At 42.5% G+C, this 22848-nt stretch carries 20 protein-coding genes; 12 read left to right on the top strand and 8 right to left on the bottom strand.

What is annotated here, in order from left to right; genetic code table 11:
• Positions 1–17: 17 nt before the first annotated feature.
• The 6 genes from J0X14_RS03025 to J0X14_RS03000 form a co-directional block, all read right to left on the bottom strand.
• On the bottom strand, positions 18–296 hold the full coding sequence (locus J0X14_RS03025; protein ID WP_207096273.1) for a F0F1 ATP synthase subunit epsilon: 279 nt from the start codon (positions 294–296) through the stop codon (positions 18–20).
• Between the two features lie 73 nt (positions 297–369).
• Positions 370–1878, bottom strand: a complete 1509-nt coding sequence (gene atpD / locus J0X14_RS03020) for a F0F1 ATP synthase subunit beta (RefSeq protein ID WP_207096272.1) — start codon at positions 1876–1878, stop codon at positions 370–372.
• Positions 1879–2041: 163 nt separating this feature from the next.
• Entirely contained in the window at positions 2042–4804 is a 2763-nt protein-coding gene (locus J0X14_RS03015) for a TonB-dependent receptor (RefSeq protein ID WP_207096271.1), read from the bottom strand.
• Between the two features lie 209 nt (positions 4805–5013).
• Complete coding sequence (glmS, locus tag J0X14_RS03010) at positions 5014–6861, bottom strand: glutamine--fructose-6-phosphate transaminase (isomerizing) (protein WP_207096270.1); 1848 nt, start codon at positions 6859–6861, stop codon at positions 5014–5016.
• Positions 6862–6989: 128 nt separating this feature from the next.
• Positions 6990–8843: a DUF4270 domain-containing protein gene (locus tag J0X14_RS03005; protein ID WP_207096269.1), complete on the bottom strand. Its 1854-nt coding sequence runs from the start codon at positions 8841–8843 to the stop codon at positions 6990–6992.
• A gap of 5 nt (positions 8844–8848) precedes the next feature.
• Entirely contained in the window at positions 8849–9658 is an 810-nt protein-coding gene (locus J0X14_RS03000; RefSeq protein ID WP_207096268.1) for a glycogen/starch synthase, read from the bottom strand.
• Between the two features lie 102 nt (positions 9659–9760).
• On the opposite strand from J0X14_RS03000, the gene panC reads away from it, so the two are divergent.
• Genes panC through radA form a run of 5 tightly spaced genes read left to right on the top strand, consistent with a single transcriptional unit; the run spans position 9761 to position 14527 of the window.
• The gene (panC, locus tag J0X14_RS02995; RefSeq protein ID WP_207096267.1) at positions 9761–10609 is read left to right on the top strand and encodes a pantoate--beta-alanine ligase; all 849 of its coding nucleotides are present in this window, start codon (positions 9761–9763) and stop codon (positions 10607–10609) included.
• 12 nt (positions 10610–10621) lie between these two features.
• Entirely contained in the window at positions 10622–10972 is a 351-nt protein-coding gene (panD, locus tag J0X14_RS02990) for an aspartate 1-decarboxylase (RefSeq protein WP_067036702.1), read from the top strand.
• 2 nt (positions 10973–10974) lie between these two features.
• On the top strand, positions 10975–11940 hold the full coding sequence (locus J0X14_RS02985; RefSeq protein ID WP_207096266.1) for a YbhN family protein: 966 nt from the start codon (positions 10975–10977) through the stop codon (positions 11938–11940).
• Positions 11941–11965: 25 nt separating this feature from the next.
• Positions 11966–13111 carry an alpha/beta hydrolase gene (locus tag J0X14_RS02980; RefSeq protein ID WP_207096265.1) on the top strand — a complete coding sequence of 382 codons (1146 nt, stop codon included), beginning with the start codon at positions 11966–11968 and terminating at the stop codon, positions 13109–13111.
• 54 nt (positions 13112–13165) lie between these two features.
• Positions 13166–14527, top strand: a complete 1362-nt coding sequence (radA, locus tag J0X14_RS02975; protein WP_207096264.1) for a DNA repair protein RadA — start codon at positions 13166–13168, stop codon at positions 14525–14527.
• Position 14528: 1 nt separating this feature from the next.
• Here the strand turns inward: radA and J0X14_RS02970 are convergent, their stop codons facing one another.
• The gene (locus J0X14_RS02970; protein WP_207096263.1) at positions 14529–15569 is read right to left on the bottom strand and encodes an aldo/keto reductase; all 1041 of its coding nucleotides are present in this window, start codon (positions 15567–15569) and stop codon (positions 14529–14531) included.
• A gap of 62 nt (positions 15570–15631) precedes the next feature.
• Entirely contained in the window at positions 15632–16396 is a 765-nt protein-coding gene (locus J0X14_RS02965; RefSeq protein ID WP_207096655.1) for an exodeoxyribonuclease III, read from the bottom strand.
• Positions 16397–16522: 126 nt separating this feature from the next.
• Between J0X14_RS02965 and J0X14_RS02960 the strand changes: the two genes are divergently transcribed.
• The 7 genes from J0X14_RS02960 (at position 16523) to J0X14_RS02930 (ending at position 22830) form a co-directional block, all read left to right on the top strand.
• Positions 16523–17035: a hypothetical protein gene (locus J0X14_RS02960; RefSeq protein ID WP_207096262.1), complete on the top strand. Its 513-nt coding sequence runs from the start codon at positions 16523–16525 to the stop codon at positions 17033–17035.
• Between the two features lie 30 nt (positions 17036–17065).
• A complete protein-coding gene (locus J0X14_RS02955) occupies positions 17066–17620 on the top strand; it encodes a cysteine hydrolase family protein (RefSeq protein WP_207096261.1) in 555 nt (184 codons plus the stop codon).
• Positions 17621–17651: 31 nt separating this feature from the next.
• The gene (locus J0X14_RS02950) at positions 17652–18755 is read left to right on the top strand and encodes a Gfo/Idh/MocA family protein (protein WP_207096260.1); all 1104 of its coding nucleotides are present in this window, start codon (positions 17652–17654) and stop codon (positions 18753–18755) included.
• Positions 18756–18791: 36 nt separating this feature from the next.
• Positions 18792–20852, top strand: coding sequence for a TonB-dependent receptor family protein (locus J0X14_RS02945; RefSeq protein WP_207096259.1), 2061 nt, complete (start codon positions 18792–18794; stop codon positions 20850–20852).
• 74 nt (positions 20853–20926) lie between these two features.
• Positions 20927–21499 (top strand): DapH/DapD/GlmU-related protein, encoded by a 573-nt coding sequence (locus J0X14_RS02940; RefSeq protein WP_207096258.1) that lies wholly within the window; start codon positions 20927–20929, stop codon positions 21497–21499.
• A gap of 64 nt (positions 21500–21563) precedes the next feature.
• Positions 21564–22133, top strand: a complete 570-nt coding sequence (locus J0X14_RS02935; protein WP_207096257.1) for a Crp/Fnr family transcriptional regulator — start codon at positions 21564–21566, stop codon at positions 22131–22133.
• A 70-nt stretch (positions 22134–22203) separates the two neighbouring features.
• On the top strand, positions 22204–22830 hold the full coding sequence (locus J0X14_RS02930) for an FMN-dependent NADH-azoreductase (protein ID WP_207096256.1): 627 nt from the start codon (positions 22204–22206) through the stop codon (positions 22828–22830).
• Positions 22831–22848: the final 18 nt, after the last annotated feature.

Below are 22848 nucleotides of genomic sequence, written 5' to 3'. Positions count from 1 at the left end.
GTATGAATTCATTTATTTTAATCGGCTAGGACAATCACTTTATTGTCCTTCATTTCCACAGTACCACTGGTAATGGGAAGTATGGTTTCTCCATCCTTTCCTTTGGAAAACTTGTTTTCAAAGGCTTCATCTATGGTAATGTTACCCTTCACCTTCACTCTTCCCTCTTGTAGCAATGAAACTATGGGAGCGTGATTTTCCAACATCTGGAACTCTCCGTTCACACCTGGTACGGTAACCGAGGTTACTTCTCCGGCAAACAAAGTGGCTTCTGGTGATACGATTTCTAAATACATCTTTTTAAGTTGTGAGTTACGAGTTATGAGTTATGAGTTACTCCGAACTCTACATTCTTAACTCTTAACTGGTTTATGCTTCAGCCAACATTTTCTCCCCAGCCTCAATGGCCTCGTCAATGGTTCCTTTAAGGTTAAAGGCTGATTCTGGCAAGTGATCTAACTCACCATCCATAATCATGTTGAATCCTTTAATAGTGTCCTTAATGTCAACCAAAACTCCAGGGATACCGGTAAACTGCTCGGCTACGTGGAAAGGCTGGGACAAGAAACGTTGTACACGTCTTGCTCTACCAACAGCCAATTTATCTTCTTCAGAAAGTTCCTCCATACCCAAGATGGCTATAATATCCTGAAGCTCTTTATAACGTTGCAACAACTCTTTTACACGTTGTGCACAATCGTAATGTTCTTTACCCAAAATCTCAGGAGTCAAAATCCTAGAAGTAGAATCCAAAGGATCCACCGCAGGGTAAATCCCTAACTCGGCAATCTTACGTGAAAGTACGGTAGTAGCATCCAAGTGAGCGAAAGTAGTTGCTGGTGCAGGATCCGTTAAGTCATCCGCAGGTACATAAACCGCCTGTACCGATGTAATGGAACCTCTTTTTGTGGATGTAATTCGTTCCTGCATGGCACCCATCTCAGTGGCCAAGGTAGGTTGGTAACCCACAGCAGAAGGCATACGACCTAAAAGTGCGGATACCTCAGAACCTGCTTGGGTAAAACGGAAAATGTTATCCACGAAGAAAAGAACGTCTTTTCCCTGTCCTTCCCCTGATCCATCACGGAAATATTCAGCAATGGTCAATCCAGACAATGCCACACGGGCACGGGCACCTGGAGGTTCGTTCATCTGACCGAACACGAAGGTTGCCTTGGATTCCTTCATGGCTTTCTTGTCTACTTTGGACAAATCCCATCCGCCTTCTTCCATGGAGTGCAAGAAATCGTCTCCGTATTTTATAATTCCAGACTCCAACATCTCACGAAGCAAATCGTTTCCTTCACGGGTACGTTCACCAACACCTGCGAATACAGACAAACCACCATGACCTTTTGCGATGTTGTTGATCAATTCCTGAATCAATACGGTTTTACCTACACCGGCACCACCGAACAATCCAATTTTACCACCCTTGGCATAAGGCTCAATAAGGTCGATTACCTTAATCCCTGTAAAAAGTACTTCTGTGGAAGTGGATAAATCTTCAAATTTTGGGGCTTCCCTGTGAATTGGAAGTCCATTGTCTCCAGCTTTAGGAAGGTTTTCCATACCGTCGATGGCATCACCGATCACGTTAAAAAGACGTCCGTAAACATCCTCCCCGATTGGCATTTGAATTGGATTTCCGGTAGCTACAACTTCTACTCCTCTGCTCAATCCATCGGTAGAGTCCATAGAAATGGTTCTTACGGTATTCTCACCAACATGGGATTGTACTTCCAAAACCAATTTTGAGCCATCAGCTTTTGCAATTTCAAGGGAGTCATAAATTCTTGGGATTTCTACCCCAGATTCAAACTCAACATCAATGACCGGGCCTATAATTTGGGCAACCTTTCCTGTTACTTTAGACATTAGTGTGTTTATTTATAAATGAATACGCGGAAAATAACCGCTATTTTTTCGGCTGCAAAGATATGTTTTTCCCTCATTATTGAGAAACCGATTTTAGCTTTTTTTAAAAAGAAAAAAGGCGTTGGGAAATCCAACGCCTTTACTTTTTCTTATTTACTCCTGTTTAAGGGTTTATGGTCCATGATACGTAGTAAATGGAACCTATATTACCTGTACCGATTGCGGTGTAGTATTCATCACCCAAAATATTGGATCCGCCAACCTTAAAAATGGATTTCAAGCTTGGAACGGCATAGTTGATCTGTGCATCCAATACGGTAAACGAAGGAATTTGCCCATCAGCAAAGGAGGCTTCCCAGAAATAAGTGTCGCTCCATCTATAGTTTACGTTAAAACCAAAGTTCTCGAACAAAGCTGTATTCCCGAATGACGCCTTGACCTTGTGTTTTGGCGTGTTAAAATTGGTTCTGAAATCTGACAACCTGCCTTCATCAATATCCAATTCGGCATAGGTATAATTTACGCCTAAATCAAAGTTGCCCAATTTGGTGTCCACCCCAACAGTTGCTCCGTAGGAGTTAATGTCCTCATCTGAATTGGTGTAGGTTTGATACACCTGAAAATCCCCATTTTGAACAGCCAACAAAGACAATCCTCCATCCCCGGCTTCACCATAAAATGGAACTGCAGTGGTGGTATTGGCCAAGAAGTTTTTATACTTATTGTAGTATCCGCTCATATCAATGGTGAACTTACCCACTTGGGCTCTGTACCCAGCTTCGTAAGCGGTTATTTCTTCGGGTTGTACCAAAGGTGTAGTCACTGCCTGAGGTGCTCCAGCTTGCAAAGAGCTAGTAGAATAGGCGTTTTCATAAGCTGCACGACCAGTAATTTCCACAGTAGCAGGTATTCCTAGGTTATCCTGAGCCGCTTGGCTCACATTGAATGTTCTTACATCTCGATCCAAGTTTGTAGGGGCAGAACCCACTAAAATAGCTCGACCAGCATTCAAACCAATAAACAAATCCTGTGTGGTTGGGTTTCGGAAACCTTGTTGAACCGAAACTCTTAGGTTATGATTTCGCTTTTCACCTAAAGTGTAGGCCACGGAGAGCCTTGGCGATAAAAACCCATCAAAGAATTCGTTTTTATCATAACGGGCAGAGCCAGTGAATTTTAAACGATCATCCAGAAGCTTTTTTTGAATTTGGAGATAAGCACCATATTCGTTGTAGGTAATAGGGCCATCAATATCGGTAAAGATAGTTCCGTTTGAATTTAGTTCGTATTCCCTGAACGACCCTCCTATTTGGATATCGGCCCAGTCATCAATCAAATGGGCCAAATTATAGTTTCCATTTACATGACGGAACTTGGTTTCATCCACAAACTTGGCTCCAGTGGTCAAATCCCCATCATTTGTTACCGTATTGAACGCATTCTGGAAACCTGGTGTACCAGGAATCAATCTTCCAGTATCAGCTGCTTGTCTACCTACTATATGCGCTTGGGTAGAAGCTTGTTCGGGTGTAAGCCCACCTTGTTGTATCCCTCCCAAATAGGTTGGTATATATGCACTGGCATAATCCGTGAACCATTGGGTATCTGACTTCCAAGCTCTATTAATATTAATTGCTGCAAAACGAGTATCATAAGCGTCTCCTGAATTTTCGGAAACGATGTATCCTCGAAGAAAGAAATTATCGTTTTTAATTTCAACTTTGTGCTGCTGCATGGTAAATCCTGAAACAGCATAACGGTTAGCTCCTTGGTATATGGTAGTACCTCTACCAATCCTACTGTTAAAGATGACCTCTAAGTCATTGCCAAAAGGCCTGTAGTGCAATGCAAAATCTGCTTTTACACTTTCTGCATTGTAATTGGCCAAATCAGCTTCGTCATATCCGGTTCTTGAAATGACAGCCGACCCAACGGTGCCTGTTGGTAATCCTGCAGCGGCATCAAAGTTCAACGTAGTTGAAACTTCATCTCCGTATACATTTAAACCATCGTAGGCCGGATTGGAGCGGTCTGCCCCTGGGTTGTTTAAATCCACTGTACGGTTAGCATGCCAATCTTCACCGGTTAAAACAGATAGGTTTGCCTTAACAGCAACTTTGTCACTAAAGGCGTGAGCGGCACGTACCCCAAAATCCTTATAAAAATTGCTTCCAGCGGCATCTTGGATGGTTACCCCGCCCTTAGCATAGGCACTTATCCCTTGAAAATCGAACGGGTTTTTACTGGTCATGAACAAAATACCGTTAAAAGCACCTGCACCATATAATGCCGAAGAAGCTCCAGGTAAAATTTCCACACTTTGCACATCCAATTCGGACATCCCCACTAGGTTACCCAACACGAAGTTAAGACCCGGTGCAGTGTTGTCCATTCCATCCACCAACTGTAAAAATCGGTTGTTGGCAAATGTGGCAAAACCTCTGGTATTGATAGATTGAAAGGTTAAACTGTTGGTGTTAATGTCAACACCTTTTAAATTTTGTAGGCCGCCATAAAAGGATTCGGCGGTGGTGTTCTTAATTTCCCTTAGCCCAAATCTTTCTACGGATACAGGAGATTCAAAAATACGCTCCGGGGTTCTTGAAGCGGAAATCACAATCTCGTCCAACAAGGTGTTGGCTTCTGATAGGGTTATGGTAAGCGTCTGGTTGTTAGAAGTGACATTGGTCACAACATCTGAAAATCCAATACTGGTAAATCGAAGTTGAAATGGGGGTTCTTCCGAAGTATTGAAGGTAAAATTTCCATCAAAGTCAGTGGTGGTTCCTTCTGCTTTTCCCACCAAAACCACATTGGCCCCTGGTATGGGCTCATTATTATCATCTACTACCTTTCCCTGTACAGTTGTTTGAGCATAGGATACAACTCCAAACATCATTAGGGAAATGAATAAAAGTCTTCTCATCAGCTTTGAATTAGAGTTAAATTAGAATTAAGCGTTTGTTAAGCAATGGTGGTGGAAGATACATTTTTTTTTATTTGATTTCCACAAAATTGAAAAAAATTATGCATGCATAATACTTTTTTCATAAAATATAGGGGCCAAATCTGTGTATTTAATAAAAATGGCACCCAAATGGGTGCCACTCGATAGTAAATTAACAATCTGGAAAGTTACTCTACAGTAACCGATTTTGCCAAATTTCTAGGCTGGTCTACATTGCATCCCCGCATTACGGCAATGTGGTACGACAACAATTGTAGTGGTATTGTGGTCAATAAAGGTGAAAGCCCCTCTGAGGTTTCTGGAACCTCAACAACGTGGTCTGCAAGCTCTTTTACGGTCTTATCTCCCTCAGTAACAATGGCAATGATTCGCCCATTTCTGGATTTGATTTCCTGAATGTTGCTGACCACCTTCTCGTAATGTCCTTTTTTGGTAGCAATCACAATCACTGGCATTTGCTCATCGATCAAGGCGATGGGCCCGTGTTTCATCTCAGCAGCTGGATAGCCCTCTGCGTGGATGTAACTAATTTCTTTTAGTTTCAAGGCACCTTCCAGTGCTACTGGGAAATTGTACCCCCTGCCCAAATACAGGCAGTTGGTGGAACCTTGGTATATTTCTGAAATTTGTTCCACAATGGCATTGGACTCCAAGGTCCTCTCCACTTTTGCAGGAATACTTTCCAACTCCGCTAAATACTCATGGTATTTGGATTGTGACAAAGTTCCTTTTTCTTGGGCCAGTTTTAAAGCTATGAGGGTGAGTACCGTAATCTGCGTGGTAAATGCTTTTGTTGAAGCCACTCCAATCTCTGGCCCAGCATGGGTATAGGCTCCTGCATGGGTTTCACGGGCTATTGAGGAGCCCACTACATTGCAAACCCCAAACACAAAAGCTCCTTTTTCTTTGGCCAACTTAATGGCCGCCAAGGTGTCTGCCGTCTCTCCAGATTGCGAAATGGCAATCAACACATCATTTTCTGAAATCACGGGATTTCTATATCTGAATTCCGACGCGTATTCCACTTCAACAGGAATCCTGGCCAAATCCTCAAAAATGTACTCGGCCACGAGTCCGGCATGCCATGATGTCCCACAAGCCACAATAATGATTCTGTTGGCATTGAGAAATTTCTCCAAATTTTGATCAATGCCCGCCATTTTTATCAGGCCTTTATCCGCGAGCAAGCGCCCTCTATAGGTATCCAATATGGCCCTGGGCTGCTCATAGATTTCCTTTAGCATGAAATGCTCGTAGCCTCCCTTTTCAATCTCTTCCAGGTTCATTTGAAGTTCATGGATATTGGGATAGGCAATGGCATCATCCTTGATTTTGCGCAACTTGATTTCCTTTCCAATACGTACAATAGCCATTTCCTCATCCTCCAAATAGACCGCATTATTGGTAAACTCAATAAATGGAGAAGCGTCTGATGCAATAAAGTATTCGTTTTCCCCTATTCCAATGGCCAATGGACTCCCTAGTTTGGCCACTACAATTTCATCGGGTTTATTTTTATCAAAAACGGCAATGGCATAAGCGCCCACAACTTGGTTGAGTGCAATTTGTACCGCCTTACCCAATTTTACGCCTTCCTTTTTCTTAACCTCTTCAATTAGGTTGACCAGGACTTCGGTGTCCGTATCCGATTGAAAGGAATATCCCCTTTTGATCAGTGCTGTTTTTATGGATTCATAATTTTCTATGATTCCATTATGGATAATCACCAAATCCCCGGAATTTGAATAATGGGGATGGGAATTCACATCATTGGGAACTCCATGGGTGGCCCATCTTGTATGTCCAAGCCCAAGTTTTCCTGCTGTGGATATTGAAGTTTCTGTTTTGTGCTTTAGGTCCTCGACCTTACCCTTGGTTTTGGACAGACTGGTGTTTTCACCATCAAAAAGTACTATTCCAGCACTATCGTATCCTCTATATTCCAGTCTTTGAAGACCTTTTATGATTATGGGATATGCGTCTCTATGACCAATATACCCTACTATTCCACACATAAGATAGATTTTTGTTGAACGGTTGTTGTTGGGTTTAGGTCCTTAAAATTATAATCTATTGGGCAAAAACCCACGAAACGACACGTTCAAAACGATGAACAACGCAAAATTAACCATAAGAAGCAATATTAGTTGGCTTCCGTATAACTAATTTGAAGTTTTAATTTTTTGTCCTCGTTTGCAGCATCAACATTACTGCCATAAAGTATAGTTCCCAACGGACTGATGGATGCCCTTACCGGAACATCAATTCCTTGGCTGGCACCATCCATCCCTTCTTGTACTTGAATGAAGTCAATATCCGATGTTAAGGTCAGTCCCAAACTGGCATTTGTGGAATCCCTTACAATGATGTTATTAAGGTGTTCGGTTATCCTAATCGTATATTTTATACCCTTATTACTTTCTTCTTTGTCAAGAATGCCGTCATAATTAAGGTATAGCCCCAAAGGACCATCACTGGTATTACTTTCAGTGGCAATGTTGTACAAAGGCTGGTTGGTCTCAGCATTGTACAGATAAAGTCTTGGTGGCTCCACAACCGCATCTCCTGCGTCCAGTGTATTACGATCTACATAAAATACCAAATTGGCCTCGTTAATAATCCAATTGTTAGCTTTAATTTGATTGATGATGTCCCCTCCTCCGTTCAAAGTTTCTTCGAACAATCGTATTTCCGTGAGGGTCTTTGCTCCCTTGACATAAATACGGGAAGCATTTTCACCATTGTCCAATCCACCAGCTATATCTGGCGAAAGCGCGTCTTCTTCAAAAATATTGATGGCATTCCCTATAAAACCGCCAGTATTGCTATTTACATTCAATAAATTAAGAACATAATCCCTTTCTGCGGTTTCAACCTCCCCATCCTCGGAATTGTAATCATCGTATGTATAGGTGATGGTGATATTGGCTTCCGTCAAATCCAGCAGAAACATTAATTGCTCTGAATCTGCATCCCCTGCGGTAATGTGAATACCTCTAAAAAAATCAGCAAAATTAGATTGGCTCAACAATTCGGATTGTCCTTCCTTGTCTAAAATGTTCTGTTGAAAAAAGTCTGGTTTCAAAGGTACGCGTATGCCCGGGGCCAAGCGTGATTCTACTACCGTTTCTGATTCGTCAACATCTTCCGTATCCGGATCATCGTCGGCAAAAAACAACATTTCTTGGTTGTCAATAACAACGATATTTTTTCCTTCATCTGTAATGGTCAGTTCCTCCCCAATAAAACTTGAAAAATCTTGGTTGGAAAAATAGCGTTGTCGCTCCTCAAAGTTGGTGTTGGGATCCAAATCCCTAAGGAAATAAGTGTTTCTTGAAACCTTTATTTCAAAAGACTCTGTCCTATTCCCATAAATACTGTCCAGATCAAACGTTCGAGGATATATATTAGGTATAAAATCGTCTGCAGAACCATCTTCATCTGCATCAAAGGGGTTAGAACCAATATTCTTTTCCTGAAGGTCCGTTACACCGTCTCCATCCCAATCTGAATTTGGGTCACTCACATCCGCATCCGTTCTCTCCAACTCATCTTCCACACCATCCCCGTCACTGTCCCTAGTTGCGGATGGCGGTACTTGGAACGGGATATACAGATAGACTTCTTTTACCGTTTCGTTCTCTGGAATAGTGGCATCGTTATCATCAGAATCTGAACTATCTTCGGTAGCTTGTGAAGAATCTCCAAAAACAGGCTCTGAACTGGAGAGTGTAACCTGGGTTATGATACTTGCCTTCCGCTTTCCATAAACGGGGTCGTTAAAAGTACCCAATTGGTACAAGGGTAGCCTATTGGTCTGTACGGCCGCAATGCTCTTATTAAAGGCAAAAACATCATATTCTACCGTACCTGTAGTGAAAGGTTCCCCTCCAACAACACCTTCTCCTATGGTGTCCAGTTCATCTTCACAAGAAACGGTCATTAAAAATAAAGTTCCAACCAAGGCCGAAACTTTTATCATCCTGGAAAATTTCATGCAATTTATTTTAAAACCTCTGTTTTATAGAAATTTGTGTACGCTTCCTCCGCTTCTTGAAGTGAAACATAGGGCAATACAGGTTTGGATAGATTATCTATGTGGCTCTTTAAATCCTCCGACACCTCTTCTGCGGCTAAAATAATGGCATCGGAATAATCCGCAGCAACCTTTAACAAATTATTATAGTCGGGTGTGGAAAGTGATGAAATTTGTTCCTTTTCAATACCATCAAAGGCAATTTTATTGATCATTTCGGTATCCAATTCGCCTTCAAAACTTTTGTTGTAAATAGAAGTGACTATTTTACTATCGGCAAATAACGGCTCATCTGCATAATACTCCCTTAAATATAAGGGGAGCAAAGAGGCCATCCAGCCATGCACATGAATAATATCTGGGGACCAGTTTAATTTTTTTACCGTTTCTACCACACCTTTGGCAAAGAAAATGGCTCGCTCATCATTGTCTGGAAACAAATTCCCCTCACCATCCGTAAATGTGGCCTTTCTTTTAAAATATTCTTCATTATCTATAAAATAGACTTGAATACGTTCTTTGGGAATAGATGCCACTTTAATGATCAAGGGCATATCCATGTCGTTGATCACCAAGTTCATTCCCGACAAACGAATTACTTCGTGCAATTGGTGCCTCCGTTCGTTTATGTTTCCATATCTTGGCATAAAAATGCGGATTTGGCCGCCATTGCTATTAACCATACGGGGCGCTTCGTACGACATTAAGGAAACTGGATTCTCTGGGAGGTAAGGAACTAATTCAGAAGATACAAACAATATCTTTTTGCCATTCATAAACACTTTCTTTTGTTTATCCGAAAAACGTAGCTGCAAAAGTACAAAAATTATGCTGATTACCAGTATTTATAGTATTTTTGCACGCTTTTAAACCATGTAATGCACATATTTGACCGTAAAAAAGATCTTATCTTCTTTCTACAGGAAGAGCGCAACAAGAACCGTACCATTGGGCTAGTGCCCACTATGGGCGCTCTTCATAAAGGTCATATCTCCTTGGTTAAAAAAGCACTTTTGGAAAATGATAGGGTTGTGGTCAGCATTTTTGTGAACCCTACCCAATTTGACAAAAAGGATGATCTTGAAAAATATCCCAGAACCTTTGAAAGGGATTTAAAACTTTTGGAAGACGTTTCAGAAAACATAATTGTGTTTGCCCCTTCCGTTGATGAAATTTATGGAGAAAACATAAAATCTCAAAGTTACAAGTTTGATGGTCTTGACAAAGTCATGGAAGGTGAGTTTAGAGAAGGGCATTTTGACGGTGTGGGCACCATTGTGGAACTGTTCCTAAGAACCGTTTCGCCAGACAAAGCCTATTTTGGGGAAAAGGATTTTCAACAGCTCCAGATTATCCGAAAAATGGCAGCGTCCAAAAAACTACGTTGTGAAATCATTGGCTGCCCTATTGAACGCGAACCGCACGGATTGGCCATGAGTTCCCGTAATGAAAGGCTGTCAAAAACGACTAGACAAGAGGCAAGTTTCATCTATGAAACCCTGCAGTCTGCCAAAGCAAAATTTGGCACGGAAAGTGCACATAATATATCAAATTGGGCAAAGGAAGAATTTGAAAAGAATCCACTGTTTGAGTTGGAATATTTTCAGATTGCTGATGAGGATACGCTCACTCCAATGCTCAAAAAACAAAATGATACAAAATACAGGGCGTTCATTGCCGTTTATGCTGATGACGTTCGACTAATAGATAATCTAAGATTGAATTGATACATTTGCACCATGCAAGTAGAAGTTGTAAAATCTAAAGTTCACAGGGTAAAAGTAACCGGGGCCGACCTTAATTATATCGGCAGTATCACCATTGATGAAGATATCATGGATGCCGCCAACATTATTAGGGGCGAAAAAGTGCAGATTGTGAACAACAACAATGGCGAACGGCTCGAAACTTATGCCATTCCTGGACCCAGGGGTTCTGGAGAGCTTACCCTCAACGGAGCTGCCGCCCGAAAAGTGGCTGTTGGCGACGTCTTGATTTTGATCACCTATGCCTGGATGGGCATTGAAGAAGCCAAGTCATTCAATCCAGCTTTGGTCTTCCCCAACGAAGCCACCAATCTTTTGAACTAGTTTTGGGCAAATCCCTAAAAAAATTCCTGAAGATTTTTGTTCCCATTGCCGTTGGGCTTTTCTTGGTTTGGTATTCCTACAATTCCACTACTCCAGAAGAACGGAAACAAATCATCCATTACATTTCCAATGCCAGCCCTTTTTGGGTCAGTATTTCAGTAATCATAGGGATTGCAAGCCATATTTCCAGGGCCATACGCTGGAAATACCTGTTGGAGCCCATGGGATACAGCCCCAAAATAATAAATACCATTTTTATAGTGCTCATCTCCTACTTTGCCAACTTGGGAATTCCCCGATCTGGTGAAATATTAAGGGCTACTGCACTCACCACCTACGAAAAAGTCCCTTTTGAAAAAGGATTCGGAACCATTGTCACCGAAAGGGTCATTGACCTTCTTATGCTTTTGATCATCATTTTGATCACCTTGATGCTTCAAACCGACTTTATCTTAGGTTTTTTGGAAGAAAAAGGTGTGAACATTATTGGTGCCATTGGAATCTTGGCAGTTGGTATTGTTGGTCTGTTCTTAGGTTCGTATATCATTCGAAAATCCAAATCACCGTTTGCCATTAAGTTGAAAGCATTTTTAAATGGACTTCAAGATGGTGTGCTAAGTGTCTTCAAAATGAAGAACAAATGGCCTTTTATCTTCCATACACTCTTTATCTGGGTCGCCTATTTCGGCATGTTCTGGGTCATAAAATACACCGTCCAAGAAACCATTGGTCTTAGTTTGGGTCAATTGTTGGTGGGCTTTGTTGCGGGTGCTTTTGCCATGTCAACCACTAACGGCGGCATTGGGCTCTATCCCATAGCCGTAAGCGCTGCATTGGGCATTTATGGTATTAGCTCTGTTTCTGGTGATGCCTTTGGGTGGATTATGTGGATTGCCCAGACATTAATGGTTGTTGTTTTTGGTACAATATCCTTCATTGTCCTACCGTTATTGAATAGAAATCGGTAGACCCCGGCCAACTAAATCTTACCCAATGAGAAAATGTCTATTGTTTCTATTGATGGGCTTTGTTTGCCTTAATCTTGGAGCACAGGTAAAAAAGGAAATCTTTGAATCCTTTAAACTTCAAGAGCGAAGGGATGTCTCCTACTATTTTCCGGAAGACTATACTGAAGAAAAAAAATATCCCCTTATTGTTGTTTTGGATGCCGAATACCTTTTTGATTTGGTGGTGGCCAATGTAAAATTCCAAAGTAGATTGGGTCGAATGCCACAGGCTATTGTGGTGGGCATTGATCAAAGCAAAAATGATATCCGTTGGGAAGATTGTGCTTATGAGGAAGATTCAGGCCTACCTTCTGATAAAGGTAAAATGTTCTATGAATTTTTGGGTACCGAAATTATTCCCTACCTGGAAACAAGCTACAACATTGCTCCTTTTAAAATGTTCATTGGTTATGACATTACGGCCAATTTCGGCAACTATTACCTCTTTAAGGATCGATCTCTTTTTAATTCTTATGTGAGCATTTCGCCTATTTTGGCTTCTGAAATGGAAAATAGAGTACCTGCTCGGTTATCCGCTTTGGATCAAGAGATTTTTTACAATGTGATTGTGGAAAAAGAAGCTTCGGATGACAGGCAACTTATCCTTCAGATGAACCACAACATCAATTCCATCACTAAGGAATCACTTCATTATTTCTTTGATGAATTTGATAACGCTGATCATGTTTCCATTATAACTTATGGGATTGGCAAAGCGTTTGACAATGTCTTCAACATGTTTAGGCCTATAACTCCAAAGGAATACAAAACCGAAATCATCACTTCCGATGAACCTGCGTTTAAATACTTGGAGGATCGGTATGCGTTGATCGAAAAGCTTTTCGGTTTTGAAAAACCCGTGGAACTCAATGACATCATGGCCATTTATGCAGCCTGTAGAAAAAAGGATGATTTTGAGTCCCTAAAACCTTTGGCCGACCTTTGCAAGGAACAATATCCCGAAACTATGATGGGCTTTTATTTTGAAGGCGAATACTACGAGGAACTCGGAGAGCCCAAAAAAGCGTTCAAAACCTTCGAAAAAGCATTTCAAATGGAGGAAATCGACTTTTTGACCAAGGATATGGCCTTGGAAAAAATCGATGCACTCAAAGCCGACTTCGGGTATTAAAATCTAATTTCTTCTACGGACTTTGCTATCTTAGCCAAAACCTGAATTCAAGGAATGGCCAAGACCAAAACTGCTTTTTTTTGTCAAAACTGTGGTACCCAATACGCGAAATGGGTCGGACAATGTTCTGCCTGCAAGGAATGGAACACCATTGTGGAAGAGGTGGTTCAAAAAGAGGACAAAAGAAGCTGGAAGGCCAGCAGTGTTTCTGATAAAAAAGCCAATAAACCTCTTCGTGTTTCTGAAATTACCCATGAAAGTGAACTTCGCTTAGATACGCAAGACCAAGAGTTCAATCGAGTGGTAGGTGGTGGATTGGTCCCTGGCTCCCTGACCTTGCTGGGCGGTGAACCGGGTATCGGAAAAAGTACCCTGCTGCTTCAAATTGCGCTAAAGTTACCTTTTAAAACCCTCTATGTTTCTGGAGAAGAAAGTCAACGGCAAATTAAAATGCGGGCAGATCGTATTCAACCCAACAGTGAAAATTGTTTTATCCTCACCGAAACCAAAACCCAGAACATCTTTCAACAAATTGCTTCACTGGAGCCGGATTTGGTGGTGATAGATTCAATTCAAACCCTCCACACCGATTATATTGAATCGGCCGCGGGAAGCATTTCCCAAATTCGGGAATGTGCTGCGGAGCTTATCAAATTTGCGAAGGAAAGTCATACCCCAGTCATTTTGGTGGGACACATCACCAAAGATGGCACCATTGCTGGACCCAAAATTTTGGAGCATATGGTAGATACGGTACTTCAATTTGAGGGCGACCGAAACTACGTTTACCGCATTTTGCGCTCCCTAAAAAACCGTTTTGGTTCCACCGCCGAATTGGGTATTTATGAAATGCAAGGCAGCGGATTACGGGAAGTGAACAACCCTTCGGAAGTGCTTATCTCTAAAAACGAGGAAGACCTCAGCGGTACCGCCATTGCCGCAACTGTGGAAGGTATGCGTCCTTTATTGATTGAAATTCAAGCCTTGGTAAGCACTGCCGTATATGGAACTCCACAACGTTCCGCCACCGGATTCAATGCCAAACGCTTGAACATGCTTTTGGCCGTTTTGGAAAAACGAGCCGGTTTTAAACTGGCCGCCAAAGATGTTTTCTTGAATATCACTGGAGGGATTTCCGTGGATGATCCCGCCATTGATTTGGCAGTGATGGCCGCGATTCTTTCCAGCAATGCAGATATTCCCATTGAAAAAGGAATCTGTTTTGCTGCTGAAGTTGGGCTTGCAGGTGAAATTCGTCCTGTACAACGGGTGGACCAGCGCATTTTAGAAGCCGAAAAACTGGGTTTCACCACTATTTATGTTTCCAAGAGCAATAAAATCGGGCTAAAAAACACCACAATCCAGATTCAGAAAGTGTCTAAGATTGAGGATGTCGTCAGCCTACTTTTCGGATAAATTAAGGCGCTGGATTCGGAATAGCATTGTGGATTTCCTCAATCCCTTTCAACACCTCATCCGAAAGATTCACCTCAATACTTCCAATATTTTCTTTAAGTTGTTCCATGGTAGTAGCTCCAATGATGTTGCTCGTTATAAACGGACGGGTGTTCACAAACGCCAATGCCATTTGGGCCACACTCAATCCGTGTTTTTGAGCCAATTCTACATATTTTTTAGTAGCTTCTACTGCAATATCTCCACTATAGCGACTGTAATTGGGAAAAAGAGTAAGTCTTCCTTTTCTAGGAGGTATTTCATCCAGATACTTTCCACTCAACACCCCAAATCCTAACGGCGAATAGGCCAAAAGTCCAATTTGTTCCCGCATTGAAATTTCAGAAAGGCCTACTTCGTAGAGCCGGTTCAGCAAGTTGTACGGGTTTTGAATGGTCTTAACTCGAGGTAAGGTTCTGTGTACCTTGCTTTCCTCCAAAAAGCGCATGACACCCCAAGGCGTTTCGTTGGAAAGTCCCACATGCCGAATCTTCCCTTCAGCAATCAAATCCCGAAAAGTTTCCAAGATTTGGTGGATATTGTCATCCCACAAATCCACCGCATGGGCATTGTAGCCGCGCTGTCCAAAATAGTTGGTGTTCCGCTCTGGCCAATGCAACTGGTATAAATCAAGATAATCAGTTTGGAGTCGCTTTAAACTCTTTTCCACAGATTCAACAATTTCTTTTTTGTTGAATCCTTCATCCCTGATAAACGGGCCTGGTCCTCCCGGACCTGCCATTTTTGTGGCCAACACAACTCGATTTCGATTTCCTGTCTTTTTGAACCAATTCCCAATGATTTCCTCCGTTACGGCATAAAACTCCTTTTTGGCAGGAATGGGGTACAGTTCCGCAGTATCAAAAAAGTTAATGCCTTGGTCTAAGGCATAATCCATCTGTTCAAACCCTTGTTCCTGAGTGTTTTGTCGCCCCCAGGTCATGGTGCCCAAACAGATTTTACTTATTCTGATATCGGTATGTGGAATTCGTGTGTATTTCATCAAGCTATATTTTTTAAGCGACTAAGGTAGGCAATCCTAATTTTTGACTTTTAAAGCAATTGTTATTTTTCCAACTCCAGCAAAATGGGACAATGATCGCTGTGTTTTGCTTCTGAAAGAATCACGGAACGCTTTAATCGGTCTTGCAATGATTCGTTGACCATGCCATAATCCAAACGCCAACCCTTGTTATTGTTTCTGGCATTGGCCCTATAGCTCCACCACGTATAATTGTGGGGTTCTTTGTTGAAATGTCGAAAACTGTCAATAAAGCCACTTTTTATGAAGTTGCCGATCCACTCCCGCTCTACAGGTAAAAATCCTGATACGTTTTTATTCCGGACAGGGTCGTGGATGTCAATAGCTTCGTGACAAATATTGTAATCGCCACAGACCACAAGGTTGGGACGTTCCTTCCGAAGCTTATCAGCGTACTTTTGAAAATCGGCCATGTACGTCAGCTTTAGGTCCAGTCGATCTAAATTGGTCCCTGATGGCAAATACATGCTCATGATGGACAGGTCACCATAATCTACGCGAATATTCCTTCCCTCAAAATCCATATAATCGATACCCGTTCCGTATGCCACATGATCCGGTTGCTCCTTGCAGAGCAATGCCACTCCACTATATCCTTTTTTTTGGGCACTGAACCAATAATGATAGGGGTATCCGGCTTCCTCCAAAACCGAAGTATCCACCTGTTCTTTCATAGCCTTGGTTTCTTGCAGGCACACTACATCTGGGTTCACGGTTTGCAACCAATCCACAAATCCTTTATTGATGGCAGCTCGAATGCCATTTACATTATAGGAGACAATCTTCATTCTAAAATTTTGCCTAAAAATAGCCATTGCCACTGTTTTGTTAAAATAAAGCTGATCCACATGCATGCTGTACCTTTGTTTTTGGAACGCTAATTGATTATCCTTCTTGGATTTAAAATATACCTCATGAAAAAACTTTTGTTTCTCGGTTTTCTGTTTTCTGGTTATTTGCTATCGGCACAGGCTTACCCAACATTTTATAACAGCAATGAGATCAAATTCAATATTGGGTTGTTCTTGGCCACCTCCACGGTTGAAGGTTCCTACGAATACTACTTTAGTGAAAACGCAAGTATCGGAGCAACCGTTTATTTTGATAACGATGCCACCGATTATAATGGCAATTTTGGAATCGGACCCAATTTTAGGGCCTATTTTGGCTATCAACCTAGAAGCGGGTTCTTTGCTGAAGCTTTTGGACTCTACTACACGGGGGAGGATGAAATTGAGGATGACCTGCAACGAAACAGGGATTATAGTACCACAGCCTTAGGATTGGGATTGGGCAATAAATGGTCTACTCGTGATCAGAGATTCACCGTGGAAATTTTTGGGGGTCTGGGGCGGAACATCAACCCAGAAGATTTTCAGGATGACTTTATGTACCGTGGTGGATTGTCTGTTGGTTTCAGGTTTTAATCCCTACTTTTAGGTATAAATTGTAATAGAATGACCGCTTTACTCCTCATCGATATTCAACAAGGTCTTCAAGAAATGAAGTTTTACGGCACCGAGCGCAGTAATCCAGATGCCGAGGCCAATTGTTCTAGAATCCTAAATGCTTTTCGGGATAAAAATTGGCCCATCTTTCACGTGCAGCATTGTTCCACCAATCCGGCATCGCCACTCCATCCGAGTAAAGAAGGTAATGATTTCCATCCTTTGGTAAAACCATCAGAACATGAACCTGTCATCCAAAAAAATGTGAACAGTGCCTTTATCGGAACGGATTTGGAAACAAGATTAAAGTCTCAAAACATTACCGATTTGGTGATCGTTGGACTTACCGCGGAGCACTGTATCTCCACTTCGGTGCGAATGGCCGCCAATTTGGGTTTTAATGTTATTCTTATTGCTGATGCCACGGCTGCTTTTGATAAAATTGGAGTGGATGGGCAACGGTTAAGTGCTGATATTATTCACCATGCTGCCCTAGCCAACCTCAAGGATGAATTTGCTAAAGTGATGAATACAACAACTTTGTTGAAAGAACTGGCAGATTAGTTGTTATTTTTATGTCCAATTAAACAAACACATGCTTCGCAATTTCATTGCCCTCTTTTTTTGCACGATTAACTTATCGGTTGGTCTATCTCAAGAAAAACCCTTAAAAATTGGGGTGGCTGGGCTCACCCATACTCATGTTCACTGGATTTTGGGCCGTGAAGACATTAGTGATATTGAAATTGTGGGCATCGCCGAACCCAATCGGGAGCTGGCGCAACGTTATGCCGACCAGCATGGTTTTTCCATGGATTTGGTCTACGATTCGTTGGAAGAAATGATAGCCGCTACAAAGCCAGAGGCGGTAACGGCCTTTGGCACCATTTATGATCATCTGGAAGTTGTACAGACCTGTGCCCCAAAAGGGATTCATGTAATGGTTGAAAAACCTTTGGCCGTTAGCATGGGGCATGCAGAACAAATGAAAGCCTTGGCTGAAAAACACAATATCCATCTCCTCACCAATTACGAAACGACCTGGTATCCCACCAATCACAAGGCCAAAGAACTATTGGACCAAGGCAAAATTGGAGATCTACGTAAGGTCATCGTTCGGGATGGACACCGTGGACCCGTAAAAATAGGCGTCAACCAAGAGTTTTTGGAGTGGCTTCAAGACCCTGTCCTCAATGGCGGTGGAGCCATTACCGATTTTGGTTGTTATGGGGCCAATTTGATGACCTGGCTCAAAGAAGGCGCAAAGCCTAACACGGTTACAGCAGTGACCCAACAGCTTCAGGCCGAAAACAATCCCAAAGTGGACGACGATGCCACCATCATACTTACCTATGATGATTCCCAAGCTATCTTGGAACCCTCATGGAACTGGCCCATTGGCAGAAAGGACATGGAACTCTATGGCCTTACCGGGGCCATTTATGCCGATAACCGTAACACCTTGCGCATTCGTATGGCAGAGGGGTATGATGGCTATGACGAAGAACAAATGGTTCTTGAGGAAAGGCCTTCACCCTATAACGACCCCTTTTCCTTGCTTGCGGCAGTTGTCCGTGGCAAAATAACCCTTTCGCCAAACGACCTTTCTTCCTTGGAAAACAATATGGTGGTCGTGGAAATTTTGGATGCCGCCCGAAAGAGTGCCCAAAATGGCGAAACCATCAATCTCAAAAAATAATAGTACTTGTCAGCACATAATTCCCTCACAAACAAAATGAAAGCTTTTATTTTTAGCATAGCACTACTCTGCACTGCCCATATTTTGGGTCAGGACGTCCAAAAAGATTCCATAACCCAATTGGATGAAATCATCCTTACCGAAGACCTCGCTCCCAAAAAGGCCACAGGAATTACCGCTTCATCCACCATCAGCACCAAAACCTTTGAGCGCTTCAATCCTACCGATATCCCTTCGGCGGTGAACCAAATTTCCGGGGTGTATATCCTCTCTGGGGCCATCAACACCAACAGAATCACCATTCGTGGTGTTGGGGCACGGACTTTATATGGTACGGACAAACTCCGAATGTATTTTAATGGTATTCCCGTGACCAACGGCACCAATTTCTCCGATATTGAGGCCTTCGATTTGGAAAATTTGGGCTCTTTGGAGGTCATCAAAGGTCCAAAAGGAACCGTTTACGGCACCAATTTGGGTGGAGCAATTATACTGGACACCAAATCAGCACAAACAGACGAGACCCAGCTCATCAATACCACTAATGTAGGGTCTTACAATATGTTGAAGGACAATCTTTCCTTTACCCATTCTGAAAAAACCTTCGACCTCACCTTTAGCTACAACCATTTGGAAACGGATGGCTTCCGGCAAAACAGTCGCTTTGAACGTGATGGATTTTTATTGACCAGCAACATCAGCCTCAGCGCAAAAAGTAGTATGGGAATCTTGATGAACTATATTGATTATACCGCAGGTATTGCAAGTTCCATCAACCAGACCGATTTGGAAGAAGACCCCACCCGTGCAGCCGGAAACTGGTTAGCGGCTCAAGGTTATGAAGCCAACAAATATGTTCTTACAGGTTTGTCGCATACCTATCAATTTTCAGAAGCGTTCAAAAACACCAGCAGCATTTTTTATACCTACACGGACCATTACGAGCCACGTCCGTTCAATATTCTGGATGAATTTACCAACGGCTTTGGCTTCCGAAGTCAATTTGAGGGTAGTTTTGACAAGGCCGAATATACCTTTGGTGCCGAACTCTACAAGGATGAATACCACTGGGGCACCTTTGAGAACCTCTACCAAGACAACAATGGCAATGGTAGCCTTCAGGGGGACCGTTTGAGCCAGAACACCGAGTTCCGTAGGCAGTTTAATGCATTTGCGACCTTCACCTATGCCTTGACCACTGACCTATCGGCCCAAGTGGGGCTCAACCTCAACAAGACCCATTACAATTTTAAGGATTTGTTCAACCAAGGTTCGGCCAACACTTCGGCCACTCGAAATTTTGATGCCATTTTATTGCCCAGTTTTGGACTGCAATACGCCATCAACAATGGGAATCTGTATGCCAACATCAGTCGTGGGTTCTCCAACCCAAGTTTGGAGGAAACCTTGACCCCCGAAGGCGTCATCAACCCCGATATTGCCCAAGAGACCGGTACCAATTACGAAATCGGGGCGCAATGGACTTGGTTGCAAAAACGCTTTTCGGCCAATGTGGCCCTCTACCGCATGAACATCAACAATCTTTTGGTGGCCCAACGGGTGGGCGAGGACCAATATATTGGCACCAACGCCGGGGAAACCCGTCACCAAGGGGTGGAAATGGATGTGAAATACATCGCCCGACTCTCCAACCAACTTTCCTTGGCGCCTTATTTTAGCTATACCTTTAACAACCATACGTTTGTGGATTTTGTGAATGAGGACAACGACTATTCCGGCAATCCCTTGACCGGGGTGCCCAAGCATCGCTTGAACACGGGGATAGACCTGCAACACGCCAACGGGTTGCAATTGAACCTCACCCACCAGTATGTGGACAACATTCCATTGAACGATGCCAGTACGTTGAGCAGCGATTCCTATAACGTGTTTAATGCGCGATTGGGGTACAAAACGCAGCTTTCCAACCATATTTCGCTTGGAGTACATGCCGGCATCAATAACCTGTTCGATACCAACTATGCGCAATCCGTTTTGATCAATGCCACAGGCTTTGGCGGTGCACAACCGCGCTTCTTTTACCCCGGAAATGGCAGAAATTACTACGGAGGGGTGCGTTTGGGCTATCTTTTCTAGGAAAACTAACATTTGTCATTCTTGGCAACAGGGTAAATGGGCTATCTTTAAGGATAACCAAGACCTTTGTAGTGATGAGCCACGATACCCGAGACCTGTTTGAACGGATGCGCGAAGGGGGCACCATTCCCCATGACGACCCCCAAATGCCCAAACTTTGGAAAGTGGTGGCCAAGACCATGGAACTGAAAGCGGCCCTGAACACCTCCACCAATGTAGAGCAGATTCGGGAGCGGCTCAGTGAAATCACAGGAAAGAAAATTGACGGCAGTACCCGCATTTTTGTGCCTTTCCATACCAATTTTGGTCGACATACCACCTTAGGCAAAAATGTCTTTATCAACCACGACTGTACCTTTTTGGATTTGGGTGGCATTACCATAGAGGACGAAGTCCTTATAGGCCCCAAGGTGAGTGTTATTACCGAAAACCACCCCATTGCGCCCGCCAACCGAAAATCTCTGTCCCTGCACCGGGTGGTGATCAAACGAAATGCATGGATCGGGGCCGGAGCTACCATTTTAGCGGGGGTCACCGTAGGTGAAAATGCCGTGGTGGTGGCCGGGGCCGTGGTAGCCAAGGACGTACCGGCCAATAGCATTGTGGGCGGGGTGCCCGCCAAGTTTATCAAGATGATTGGGGAGTGATAATTTTACCTCTTCAAACAACTTACGCTTATCCACTATCTTTGAAAAGACCATATCCCACTGTATGCATTATCAGCTCATACAAAATATATCAAAACACGTACAACTTAGCCCAGAGGAAAAAAGTCTGTTTGACACTTTTTGGACAGAGAAGACTTTGGATAAAGGGGATTATCTTTTAAGAAATGGTGAGGTTTGCAAAAATGATAATTATATCATCTCTGGGGCACTTAAAGCATTCTATATAAATTCGGATAAGGGCAAGGAAGAAATCCTGTATTTTTCAATTGATGATTGGTGGGCCACAGATATCCTAAGTTTCCAAAAGCAAAGACCTTCAATATATAACATTCAGGCATTGGAGGAAACAAGGTTGTTGCAAATCAGTTATCAGTCATTTCAGAAAATGTTGGCCGAAATACCAAAACTTGAAAGGTATTTTCGCATTATTTTGGAGGCCTACTTAGGCAGTTTGCAGCAAAGAATCATTGTTGGCAACACCTATGATGCAGCTTATAGATATTCTGCTTTTTTAAAAGATTACCCAAAAATTGCACAAAAAGTGCCCCAATACTTGATTGCCTCTTATCTAGGCATTTCTCCCGAGTTTATAAGCCGTATCAGAAAAAAATAAATCTTTATTGAACTAGGTCAATTTTTACATTTTCATTTCGTGTCAATTTTGTGCTATAAAAATAAGGCACATGAAAAGAGTACTTATCATCAACGCAAGTGTAAGGGGTAAAAAATCGCAAAGCAGAAAACTCACAGAACTGTTCATGGAAAATTGGAAACAAAAGTATCCTGAAGATGTTTTTACCTTAAGGGAGGTTGGACTCAATGTTGTTCCTCCAATTGATGAGAGTTGGATAGCTAGTGCATTCACGAATCCCAAAAACCGAACCGAAGCCAATCAAAAAGGAGTTAGGTTGAGTAATGAGTTCATCAAAGAGTTGAAAGAAAATGACATCTATGTGATTGGAAGTCCAATGTACAATTGGTCTATACCCAGTGGATTAAAAGCATATATTGATCAAATCATGCGTATCAATGAAACATGGAGATTCCGTTCTGGAAAACCTGATGGAGATTACGTTGGACTGCTGGAAGATAAAAGGATGTTTATTCTATCCAGTAGGGGTGATACGGGTTATGGTGAAAACGAAAAAAACGAACATATGAATTTTCAAAGCACCTACCTCAAGTTCATTTTTGGAATCATGGGTGTTACGGACATTACCACAATTTCTTTGGACAACGAAGAGTTTGGAGGTGAACTATTTGAGCGATCAAAACGGGAAATCGGCAAAAAAATTGGGCTGCTAGAATAGTGATCCCAAAATGATATA

The sequence above is a fragment of the Allomuricauda sp. CAU 1633 genome, assembly GCF_017313225.1.
Taxonomy (GTDB): Bacteria; Bacteroidota; Bacteroidia; order Flavobacteriales; family Flavobacteriaceae; genus Flagellimonas.
This window is presented reverse-complemented; position numbering and strand designations above follow the sequence as displayed.

What these genes read in the sequence shown, in the direction of transcription:
- J0X14_RS02945 (WP_207096259.1), top strand. Translation starts at nt 18,792, where the DNA reads ATGAAAGCTTTTATTTTTAGCATAGCACTACTCTGCACTGCCCATATT.
- J0X14_RS03000 (WP_207096268.1), bottom strand. Translation starts at nt 9,658, where the DNA reads ATGAATGGCAAAAAGATATTGTTTGTATCTTCTGAATTAGTTCCTTAC.
- J0X14_RS03025 (WP_207096273.1), bottom strand. Translation starts at nt 296, where the DNA reads ATGTATTTAGAAATCGTATCACCAGAAGCCACTTTGTTTGCCGGAGAA.
- J0X14_RS03005 (WP_207096269.1), bottom strand. Translation starts at nt 8,843, where the DNA reads ATGAAATTTTCCAGGATGATAAAAGTTTCGGCCTTGGTTGGAACTTTA.
- J0X14_RS02955 (WP_207096261.1), top strand. Translation starts at nt 17,066, where the DNA reads ATGACCGCTTTACTCCTCATCGATATTCAACAAGGTCTTCAAGAAATG.
- panC (WP_207096267.1), top strand. Translation starts at nt 9,761, where the DNA reads ATGCACATATTTGACCGTAAAAAAGATCTTATCTTCTTTCTACAGGAA.
- J0X14_RS02970 (WP_207096263.1), bottom strand. Translation starts at nt 15,569, where the DNA reads ATGAAATACACACGAATTCCACATACCGATATCAGAATAAGTAAAATC.
- radA (WP_207096264.1), top strand. Translation starts at nt 13,166, where the DNA reads ATGGCCAAGACCAAAACTGCTTTTTTTTGTCAAAACTGTGGTACCCAA.
- J0X14_RS02940 (WP_207096258.1), top strand. Translation starts at nt 20,927, where the DNA reads ATGAGCCACGATACCCGAGACCTGTTTGAACGGATGCGCGAAGGGGGC.
- J0X14_RS02980 (WP_207096265.1), top strand. Translation starts at nt 11,966, where the DNA reads ATGAGAAAATGTCTATTGTTTCTATTGATGGGCTTTGTTTGCCTTAAT.
- J0X14_RS02930 (WP_207096256.1), top strand. Translation starts at nt 22,204, where the DNA reads ATGAAAAGAGTACTTATCATCAACGCAAGTGTAAGGGGTAAAAAATCG.
- glmS (WP_207096270.1), bottom strand. Translation starts at nt 6,861, where the DNA reads ATGTGTGGAATAGTAGGGTATATTGGTCATAGAGACGCATATCCCATA.
- atpD (WP_207096272.1), bottom strand. Translation starts at nt 1,878, where the DNA reads ATGTCTAAAGTAACAGGAAAGGTTGCCCAAATTATAGGCCCGGTCATT.
- J0X14_RS02935 (WP_207096257.1), top strand. Translation starts at nt 21,564, where the DNA reads ATGCATTATCAGCTCATACAAAATATATCAAAACACGTACAACTTAGC.
- J0X14_RS03015 (WP_207096271.1), bottom strand. Translation starts at nt 4,804, where the DNA reads ATGAGAAGACTTTTATTCATTTCCCTAATGATGTTTGGAGTTGTATCC.
- panD (WP_067036702.1), top strand. Translation starts at nt 10,622, where the DNA reads ATGCAAGTAGAAGTTGTAAAATCTAAAGTTCACAGGGTAAAAGTAACC.
- J0X14_RS02950 (WP_207096260.1), top strand. Translation starts at nt 17,652, where the DNA reads ATGCTTCGCAATTTCATTGCCCTCTTTTTTTGCACGATTAACTTATCG.
- J0X14_RS02960 (WP_207096262.1), top strand. Translation starts at nt 16,523, where the DNA reads ATGAAAAAACTTTTGTTTCTCGGTTTTCTGTTTTCTGGTTATTTGCTA.
- J0X14_RS02965 (WP_207096655.1), bottom strand. Translation starts at nt 16,396, where the DNA reads ATGAAGATTGTCTCCTATAATGTAAATGGCATTCGAGCTGCCATCAAT.